Raw genomic sequence first — 9,032 nt, forward strand, 5'->3', positions numbered from 1 at the left:
CGGTCTGCGAGGCGTTGTCGGCGTTCTGCTTGATGTTGGCCGCCATCTCCTCCATCGACGAGGAGGCCTCCTCGGCGGAGGCCGCCTGCTCGGTCGCGCCCTCGGAGAGCTGCTCGGCGCTCGACGACAGCTGCTGGCTGCCGGCCGACACGTTGTCGGAGGCGCCGAGCGCCTCGGACACCACCTGCCGCAGCCGCAGCACCATCGTGTTGACGTGCTCGACCAGCTCGCCGATCTCGTCCTTCGAGGTCTTGTCGATCGTCTGGGTGAGATCTCCGCCGGCGACCGCCTGCGCGAGCGCGCCGGCCCGTCCGAGCGAGCGGCTGATGCTCATCGCGATCCACGTCGCGGTGCCAACGCCGACCACCAGCGCCGCGCCCAGCGCGATCAGCATCCAGAAGGTCGCCTTGGCCGTGGCATCGCTCGCCTCCTGCTTCGCCTCCTTCAGATAGCTGTCCAGGATCCCGGTCAGCTTGTCGAAGTTCTGCTCGATCTCGTCGGCGAGCCGCCGCGCCTCGGTGTTGGACAGCTCGCGCGCGCCGTCGGGATTTCCTTGCTGCACGGCGGCCCGGATCCGCTCCTCGACCGCGCCGAGCTGCTGCGTCGCGCTGCGGATGTTGGCCCAGTAGGACTTGCCGGCCCCGCTCGACGCCGCCTCGTCGACGTCGTATTTCTTCATCAGATCACGCTGCCGCTCCACCATCCGCTGCTCGTACCTGGCGGCGTCGGCGGGATTGCTCGCCAGAAGATAGTTCTTCTCGGCCCTGATCAGCTCGACCACGTCGATGTTGCGCTGCATGGTGTTCTCGAGCCGCTGCGCGGGACCGTCGACCAGCTCCCGCATCGCCTTGTCGGCCGCGCCGAGATTGGAGATGCCGAGCCACGCGGTCGCCGCCGAGAGCGCGATGACGAAGGCGAAGGCGAGGCCGAGCTTGAGCTTGATGGTGAACCGCATCAGTGTTCTCCTGGACGCGCGAGCGCGAGTGTCGCGGAGCTTCGGTCGTGCTTGGGTGCCTCGTTCGCCGGCTCCGCGGCGCCGGACACGAGAATGCGGGCGATGTCGGGAACGACGATGAAGTCGTCGCCGTGCTTGCCGATGAACCGGATGTAGTCCTGCCGCCAGCGGGTGCCGACCCGCGGCACCTCCGACAGCGCGGTGGCGTCGAGCGTCGTCACCTCGTGCACCTTGTCGGCGCGGATGCCGACCACCGTCGGCACCCGATCGACGTCGATCTCGATCACCACGATGCGGGTGTCGATGGTGTCGGCGGTCTGCTCCATGCCGAACTTCAGCCGCAGGTCGGCGAGCGGCACCACCTTGCCGCGCACGTTGATGAGGCCGGCGACGAACGGCTGCGCGCCCGGCACCTCGGTGATCGGCACGAGGTCGAGGATTTCCCGCACATGGACCGCCTCGAGGGCGAACGTCTGCCCCTGCAGGTCCATCGTGATCACCTCGAGCGCGTCGTGGCCCGGCTCTGCCATCTTTGCCTCCTGCCTCAGCCCGCGGCCTTCAGACGCTCTTCCTGCGCCTGGCCGTGAGCGACGAGTTGCGGCACGTCGAGAATGAGCGCGACGCTGCCGTCGCCGAGAATGGTGGCGCCCGAGAACATCTCCACCTCGGCGTGCAGCCGCGACAGCGACTTGATCACCGTCTGATGGTCGCCGATCACCTGATCGACCACCAGGCCGACATGCATGCCCTCGGCGGAGACGATGATGACCTTCTGATAAGGATCGGGCGGCGTGCGGGTGGCGAACTGCTCGCGCAGGCGGATGAACGGCACGAGGTCGCCGCGGATGTTGAGGAAGCACCGGCCGGTCGAGCGGAGGTCGTCCTCCGGCGTCAGCTCGACGCATTCCTCCACCGCGCCGAGCGGGATGACGTAACGGCCGTTGCCGACCCGCACCAGAAGCCCGTCGATGATGGCGAGCGTCAGCGGCAGGCGCAGCGTCACCTCCGAGCCGCGGCCGGCGGTCGAGCGCACCTCGATGGAGCCGCGCAGCTCCTCGATGGTGCGCTTGACGACGTCCATGCCGACGCCGCGGCCCGACAGGTTGGTCACCTCGCGCGCGGTCGAGAAGCCGGCGGCGAAGATCAGCTTGAACAGCTCCTCGTCGGTCACCTTGGCGCCCGGCGCGACCAGCCCGTTCTCCTCGGCCCGCGCCTGGATGCGCTCGCGATCGAGCCCGCGGCCGTCGTCGGCGACCGAGATCAGCACCGCGGCGCCGGCGTGCCGTGCGGTCAGCATCACCCGGCCGGCGGCCGGCTTGCCGGCGTCGATCCGGCGCTCGCGCGGCTCGATCCCGTGGTCGGCGGCGTTCCTGATCAGATGGACCAGCGGATCGGCGAGCCGCTCGATCACCGTCTTGTCGAGCTCGGTCTCCTCGCCCGACGTGATCAGCTCTATGTCCTTGCCGAGATCGCGGGAGAGATCGTAGACCAGCCTGCGGAACCGGCCGAACAGCGAGCCGATCGGCATCATCCGCACGCCCATCGTCGTGTCCTGCAGCTCGCGCGCGAGCCGCTCGATCTCCTCCACCACCGACTTCACCTGCGGGTCGTGCGTCTGCGCGGTGATCTGCTTGAGCCGCGAATGGGCGATCACCAGCTCGCCGACCTGATCCATCAGCTCGTCGAGCCGCTCGGCCGGCACCCGCACGCTGCCGCTCGCCTTGGCGGTCGCTGCGCCCTTCTGCGCCTGCGCCGCGGGCTCTGCCGCGGCAGCCGCCGGCGACGGCGACGGCCCCGGCGCGGAGGACTTCGGCGCCGCCTTGGTGCCGACCTCCGCCCAGTTCACCGGCGCGATCGCTGCAGTGGCGGGGCTGCCCTGCCCGGCCGAATTCGACGACGACGACGACGACGGCGACGCCGGCGTCGGCGCCGCCGCGCCCTCCTCGGCGCCCTGCGCGTCGACCGCCTCGATGATCAGCTCCATGTCGTCGAGCAGGAACAGAAACACCTGCTCGATCGCGTCGCGCGGATGCGCGGTCGTCACCGTCGCCTCCCAGCCGACCAGACAGTCGGTCGGATCGAGATCCTCGAGCGGCGGAATCTTTGTGGTGTCGGCGATCACCGTCGCCTCGCCGAGCTCGCGCAGCTCGTCGATCAGCAGAAGCGGGTTCGAGCCGGTCGCCATCGCGTTCTTCGGCAGGCGGAAGCGCACCCGCCAGGTGCGCACCGCACGCGCTGCGGCGGTCGCCGAAGCGGGCGCCGGCGCGGCAGGCCCTGCCGCCACTGCGGCGGCCGCCGGCACGCCGACCGTCGCGGCATCGATCGCCGCCTGCAGGCGGCCGAGAATGGCGTCGCCGGCCGCCTCGTCGGCCTCGGCCGGCGTCTCGATCAGACGGCGCATCTGATCCTTGGCCGCGAGCGTCAGCGCGATCAGCTCGGCGGTCGCGCGCACGCGGCCCTTGCGGATCAGGTCGAACGCCGTCTCGACGTGATGCGTGAAGCCGGCGACGCGCTCGAAGCCGAACATCGCGCCGGAACCTTTGATCGTGTGCAGCGCGCGGAACGCGGCGTCGATCAGATCGGCATCGGTCGGGCGGTGGCCGAGGTCGAGCAGCGTGTGCTCGAGCTGCTCGAGCAGCTCCTGCGCTTCCTGGCGGAAGGTTTCGATCGGATCGGGTGAGGTCATGCGCCGAGCACCTTCTTCACCACGGCGACGAGCTGGTCCTGCTGGAACGGCTTGGTGATCCAGCCGGTGGCACCGGCGTCCTTCGCCTCCTTCTTCATGCCCGCATCGGATTCGGTCGTGAGAAAGATGATCGGCACGCCGCGATAGCTCGGCAGCTTGCGCAGCTCACGGATCAGCGTGAGGCCGTTCATCACCGGCATGTTGAGATCGGTGACGATCATGTCGACGGCATTGGCCTGCGCCTTGGCGAGCCCGTCGGCGCCGTCGTTCGCCTGCAGCACCTTGTAGCCTGCGCCCTGCAGCGTCAGCTGCACCATCTGCCGAACGCTCGCGGAGTCGTCGACGCTGAGAATGGTCTTGGTCATCGCGCACCCGTTCCGTTCGTCCACAAGGCCGTGTCGCTCGCACGATCCTCCGCGTCGCCGGCGAGAAAGCCCGCGCGCGCCAGCGCGTCCTTCAGCGCACCGTCGGCGGGCGATGTGAGACACAGCGTCTTGCCGGCCTTGGCGGCGCTGCGCCGCGCGGCGATCAGAAGCTGCATCAGGCTCAGGTCGAACTCGCTCGTTCCGGCGAGCGACACCTCGATCGCGTCGTGCTGCGCGAGCGCGGCGATCAGCTTGCCGTGAGAGGTCTGAATGGTGCGCACGATCTGCGCTCCGTCGAGCTCAACTCGCGCGGTGTCGTTGCTCGTGCTGTCCACGTGGCTTTCCCCGCTTCCCGCCGCGGCGCGGGAGAAGGCCCGCGGGCCGAGCCCGCATCTTTCACACGCCCGGAGGTTTCATAGTCGATGTCCGAACGTTGCCCCGATGAACATTACCAACGGTTAAACGGGAAAGAACGGCAGAGATGGTGGAGAAAAGGTAACCCCGTAAACGATAGTTATGAAAAAACGCCCCGTGACATCGTGAAAGACGTTTTCCAACAGAGACTTGCGAACGATGCCGGCAGAGCGAGACGATCGGCTTACGCGGGAAACCGGACGTGCTCGGCTCGATTTTTCGGGTATCTCGATACGGATTGTTCAGCGCATAGTCGCAGCAATACGCATGCGACGCGCCGGTTCGAATTTTAGCAGTTTTGTCGCCGGGTGACTTTTACCACGATCTGCCGTGACGCGACGCGACGCCGGCGCGGCCGGCGAGGACCGTGAATCGCCGGCGACCCCGCGGGCCGGGAACGGTCGAAAAGACCGTCGTGCCGCCGTCACGCCGGCGGCAGGTCGCCCGCCGCCCAGCCGGCCTGCGTCGCCGCGAAGAAATCGGCGAAGCGCTGCTCGGCGATCGCCGCCCGCACGCCCGCCATCAGCTCCTGAAAATAGGCGATGTTGACGAGCGACAGATACATCGCGCCGAGCATCTCGTTCGCCCGGATCAGATGATGCAGATAGGCACGCGACACCGCGCGGGCAATTCGGCACGGGCTGTCGGCGTCGAGCGGGCGCGGATCCTCGGCGTGACGGGCGTTTTTGAGATTGACCGGGCCGCGGCGGGTGTAGGCGAGGCCATGGCGGCCGTTGCGGGTCGGCAGCACGCAGTCGCACATGTCGATGCCGCGCACCGCGACCTTCAGGAGATCGTCCGGCGTGCCGACGCCCATCAGATAACGGGGCCGGTCGGCGGGCAGCAGCGGCGCCGTCTGCTCGATCATCGACAGCATGGTCTCCTGCGGCTCGCCGACCGCGAGGCCGCCGATCGCATAGCCCTGAAAATCCATCTCGACCAGCGCGCGAGCACTCTCACGACGCAGTGCCGGGTCGTCGCCGCCCTGCACGATCGCGAACAGCGCGCGGCCGCTCGAAAGATCTTGCTCGAAGGCGCGCTTGCAGCGCTCCGCCCAGCGCAGCGACAGCGTCATCGCCCGCTCGAGCTCGGTCCGCGGCGCCGGCAGCGCCACGCACTCGTCGAGCTGCATCGCGATGTCGGAGCCGAGCAGACGCTGAATCTCCACCGCCCGCTCGGGCGAGAGCGCCACCATCGCGCCGTCGATGTGCGAGCGAAACGTCACCCCCGCTTCGTCGACCTTGCGCAGCTCGGACAGCGACATCACCTGGAAGCCGCCGGAATCGGTGAGGATCGGGCCCGGCCAGCCCATGAAGGCGTGCAGGCCCCCGAGCTTTGCGATGCGTTCGGCGCCCGGCCGCAGCATCAGATGATAGGTGTTGGAGAGCACAATGTCGGCGCCCGCCTCCCGCACCTCGTGCCAGTGCACGCCCTTCATCGCCGCCTGCGTGCCGACCGGCATGAAGGCGGGCGTGCGCACGGTGCCGTGCGGCGTCTCCAGCTCGCCGAGGCGAGCCTCTCCGTCGGTCGCGATCAGGCGGAATTTCATCGGTCGGTCCGGAACAGCAGCGTGGCGTCGCCGTACGAATAGAAACGATAGCCGCTTTCGATCGCGTGCGCATAGGCGCGCTGCATGGCATCGAGCCCGCAAAAGGCGGAGACCAGCATGAACAGCGTCGAGCGCGGCAGGTGGAAGTTCGTGAGCATCAGATCGGCCGCGCGAAAACGGTAGCCGGGGGTGATGAAGATCGCGGTGTCGTCGGAGAACGGGCGGATGGTGCCGTCGGGGTCGGCGGCGCTTTCGAGGAGGCGCAGCGAGGTCGAGCCGACCGCGAGGATGCGGCCGCCGTTTTTCCGCGCCGCGTTCAGCGCGGCGGCGGTCGCTTCGCTCACCACGCCGTGCTCCGAATGCATGTGGTGCTGGTCGGTGTCGTCGACCTTCACCGGCAGGAAGGTGCCGGCGCCGACATGCAACGTCACCGTGTGCAGGCCGATGCCGGCGTCACGCAGGCGGGCGAGAAGATCGTCGGTGAAATGCAGGCCGGCCGTCGGCGCGGCGACGGCACCCTCTTCGCGGGCAAAGAGCGTCTGATAGTCGGCGCGGTCGCGCTCGTCGGCGGCGCGGCGCGCGGCGATGTAGGGCGGCAGCGGCATCGTGCCCGAGGCTTCGATCGCCTCGTCGAGCGCCGGCCCGTGAAAGCCGAAGGCGAGCGTCACCTCGCCGGCCTCGCCCTTCTCCTCCACCGTCGCGTCGAGCTGGCCGAGCAGGCACACGCGGCCCTCGGCGCCGAACCGCACGCGGTCGCCGACCGAGAGTTTTTTCGCGCCCTTCACCAGCGCGCGCCAGCGCGAGCCGTCGCGCCGCTCGATCAGCGTCGCCTCGATGCGCGCCTCGGCGCCGCGGCCGAGCCGGCGGCCGAACAGCTGCGCCGGAATCACCTTGGTGTCGTTGACGACGATCTGATCACCGAGACGCAAGAGCGACGGCAGGTCCCGCACCACGCGATCGTCGAGCGCCGGCGCACCCGCCGCTTCGCTCGGCCGCACCACCAGCAGGCGGGCGGAATCGCGCGGGCTCGCCGGCCTCAGCGCGATGCGCTCTGGCGGCAGCTCGAAGTCGAACAGATCTGTTCGCATGGACGGAAATGATTTTGCAAGAGCGGCGCCCGCCTTTCCGCAACCGCAGGGCGCGGAGCGCGGAGCGGGGCGCGGGGCAGATCCGCCGGACGAGGCACGCCCCCTCGAAGCCGCCAGGAGCGTCGGGGAAGAAGACCTCTCCCCGCGAGCGGGGAGAGGTTTTTTCGCGATCACGCGGCGTCGAGCACCATGCGGGCGGTGACGATCTTGTCCGGGTCGGTGACCGGCTCGCCGCGCTTGATCTTGTCGACGTTCTCCATGCCGTCGACCACCATGCCCCACACGGTGTACTGGCCGTCGAGCCAGGGCGCGTCGGTGAAGCAGATGAAGAACTGGCTGTCGCCGGAATCCGGGCTTTGCGCGCGCGCCATCGAGACGGTGCCGCGGGTGTGCTTCTCCTTGGAGAACTCGGCCTTCAGCTTCTGGCCCGAGCCGCCGGTGCCGGTGCCGTGCGGGCAGCCGGTCTGCGCCATGAAGTCCTCGATCACCCGGTGGAACACGATGCCGTCGTAGAACTTCTCACGCACCAGCTGCTTGATGCGGGCGACGTGGGTCGGCGCGAGGTCCGGGCGCATCTCGATCGTCACCGGGCCCTTGGTGGTCTCCAGCACGAGCGTGTTCTCGGTCGGTTCGGTCATGTCGTCTCACTGTCCCTGATTGGCTGTCGTCGTTGGTGGCGGTCGCGACCGCCGTCACTTCATGTCGGCGGCGACCTGCATCCGCACAATCTTGTCGGGGTCGCTCACCGCACCGTTGCGCGCCGGCGAGCCCTTCTTGATCTTGTCCACCACGTTCATGCCGCTCACCACCTCGCCGACCACGGTGTACTGGCCGTCGAGGCTCGGGGCCGGCGCGAACATGATGAAGAACTGGCTGTTGGCGGAGTTCGGATCGCTGGTGCGGGCCATGCCGACCATGCCGCGCTTGAACGGCACGTTGGAGAACTCGGCCGGCAGGTCGGGATATTTCGAGCCGCCGGTGCCGTTGCCGAACTCGCCGTCGCCGGTCTGCGCCATGAAGCCGTCGATCACCCGGTGGAACGGCACGTTGTCGTAAAAGCCTTCGCGGGCGAGCCGCTCGATGCGCGCGGCGTGCTTGGGCGCGAGGTCGGTGCGCAGCGCGATGACGATGCGGCCTTTGTTGGTGTCGAGCACCACGGCGTGCTGGGGATCGACGCCCTTGGGCAGCGACACCGTTTGCGCCTGCACGGCGGTGGCGAGCATCAGCACGGCGAACGCGGTGATCACTCGAATCATGGCTTGTCCCTGACGGTTGTGGATGAGAACGCGGGTCGCGCCGCACCTGCGGCGCGGTCGGGCGGCCGGTGCGCGCCTATCCGGCGCGGGCCTGGGCGAATTTCGCCCGCAGGCGGGCCGCCACCACCGGCGGCACGAAGGACGACACGTCGCCGCCCATCGCGGCAATCTGGCGAACCAGTGTGGCGGTGATCGGGCGCACCAGCGGCGAGGCCGGCAGGAACACGGTGGAGACCTCCGGCGCCAAGGCCTGGTTCATCCCGGCGAGCTGCATCTCGTAGTCGAGGTCGGAGCCGTCGCGCAGCCCGCGAATCAGCACGGTGGCGTGCTCGGCGCGCGCGGTCGCGACCGCCAGCCCGTCGAAGGTGGTGACGGAGATCTCGCAGCTTTCCGCGGCGGCGAGCGGGCCGCAGGTGTCGGCCAGCATCTCGGCGCGCTCGGCGGCGGAGAACAGCGGCGCCTTGCCGGGATGGATGCCGATCGCCAGCACGAGGCGGTCCGTCAGCCGGGCGGCCTGGCGGACGACGTCGAGGTGACCGTTGGTGACCGGGTCGAACGAGCCGGCATAAAGGGCGGTGCGCATCGTGCGGGTCTAGCCTGCGGGGACGCGGCCGGCAAGCCGGCGGCTTTTTCGGGGCATCGGAGCCTCAGAGACCGTTTGGAAACTCGGACGCGGGCTGCGTTGCGGCGCGAACTGCCGGAGGCCAGGAGCAAAGCGA

Annotated in this window: 10 protein-coding genes; all 10 read right to left on the reverse strand. The window is 69.0% G+C overall.

Features of this window, described 5'->3' with window-relative positions; translation table 11 throughout:
• The coding region (locus A33M_RS14245; protein WP_040620692.1) for a HAMP domain-containing protein at positions 1-955 on the reverse strand (955 nt) is incomplete at its 3' end.
• Complete coding sequence (locus A33M_RS14250; protein WP_008388329.1) at positions 955-1,485, reverse strand: chemotaxis protein CheW; 531 nt, start codon at positions 1,483-1,485, stop codon at positions 955-957. The genes A33M_RS14250 and A33M_RS14245, both read right to left, overlap by 1 nt.
• Positions 1,486-1,499: 14 nt before the next feature.
• A complete protein-coding gene (locus A33M_RS14255; protein ID WP_008388331.1) occupies positions 1,500-3,641 on the reverse strand; it encodes a chemotaxis protein CheA in 2,142 nt (713 codons plus the stop codon).
• Positions 3,638-4,006 (reverse strand): response regulator, encoded by a 369-nt coding sequence (locus A33M_RS14260; RefSeq protein WP_008388333.1) that lies wholly within the window; start codon positions 4,004-4,006, stop codon positions 3,638-3,640. Before A33M_RS14260 ends, A33M_RS14255 begins: the two co-directional genes overlap by 4 nt.
• Positions 4,003-4,341: an STAS domain-containing protein gene (locus A33M_RS14265; protein WP_040620694.1), complete on the reverse strand. Its 339-nt coding sequence runs from the start codon at positions 4,339-4,341 to the stop codon at positions 4,003-4,005. The genes A33M_RS14260 and A33M_RS14265 overlap by 4 nt, the downstream gene beginning before the upstream one ends.
• 503 nt (positions 4,342-4,844) lie before the next feature.
• Entirely contained in the window at positions 4,845-5,969 is a 1,125-nt protein-coding gene (gene tgt, locus A33M_RS14270) for a tRNA guanosine(34) transglycosylase Tgt (protein ID WP_040620695.1), read from the reverse strand.
• Complete coding sequence (gene queA / locus A33M_RS14275) at positions 5,966-7,057, reverse strand: tRNA preQ1(34) S-adenosylmethionine ribosyltransferase-isomerase QueA (protein WP_008388337.1); 1,092 nt, start codon at positions 7,055-7,057, stop codon at positions 5,966-5,968. Before queA ends, tgt begins: the two co-directional genes overlap by 4 nt.
• 170 nt (positions 7,058-7,227) lie before the next feature.
• Entirely contained in the window at positions 7,228-7,695 is a 468-nt protein-coding gene (locus A33M_RS14280) for a peptidylprolyl isomerase (protein ID WP_008388339.1), read from the reverse strand.
• Positions 7,696-7,749: 54 nt separating this feature from the next.
• Positions 7,750-8,313, reverse strand: coding sequence for a peptidylprolyl isomerase (locus tag A33M_RS14285; protein WP_008388341.1), 564 nt, complete (start codon positions 8,311-8,313; stop codon positions 7,750-7,752).
• 76 nt (positions 8,314-8,389) lie between these two features.
• Positions 8,390-8,896, reverse strand: a complete 507-nt coding sequence (gene coaD / locus A33M_RS14290) for a pantetheine-phosphate adenylyltransferase (RefSeq protein ID WP_008388343.1) — start codon at positions 8,894-8,896, stop codon at positions 8,390-8,392.
• Between the last annotated feature and the right edge of the window lie 136 nt (positions 8,897-9,032).

Source organism: Rhodovulum sp. PH10 (assembly GCF_000293785.1).
Lineage (GTDB): Bacteria > Pseudomonadota > Alphaproteobacteria > Rhizobiales > Xanthobacteraceae > Rhodoplanes.

Bases quoted from the DNA above. Each gene is read 5' to 3' on its own strand.
- A33M_RS14250 (WP_008388329.1), bottom strand. From the start codon at position 1,485: ATGGCAGAGCCGGGCCACGACGCGCTCGAGGTGATCACGATGGACCTG.
- A33M_RS14255 (WP_008388331.1), bottom strand. From the start codon at position 3,641: ATGACCTCACCCGATCCGATCGAAACCTTCCGCCAGGAAGCGCAGGAG.
- A33M_RS14260 (WP_008388333.1), bottom strand. From the start codon at position 4,006: ATGACCAAGACCATTCTCAGCGTCGACGACTCCGCGAGCGTTCGGCAG.
- tgt (WP_040620695.1), bottom strand. From the start codon at position 5,969: ATGAAATTCCGCCTGATCGCGACCGACGGAGAGGCTCGCCTCGGCGAG.
- queA (WP_008388337.1), bottom strand. From the start codon at position 7,057: ATGCGAACAGATCTGTTCGACTTCGAGCTGCCGCCAGAGCGCATCGCG.
- A33M_RS14280 (WP_008388339.1), bottom strand. From the start codon at position 7,695: ATGACCGAACCGACCGAGAACACGCTCGTGCTGGAGACCACCAAGGGC.
- A33M_RS14285 (WP_008388341.1), bottom strand. From the start codon at position 8,313: ATGATTCGAGTGATCACCGCGTTCGCCGTGCTGATGCTCGCCACCGCC.
- coaD (WP_008388343.1), bottom strand. From the start codon at position 8,896: ATGCGCACCGCCCTTTATGCCGGCTCGTTCGACCCGGTCACCAACGGT.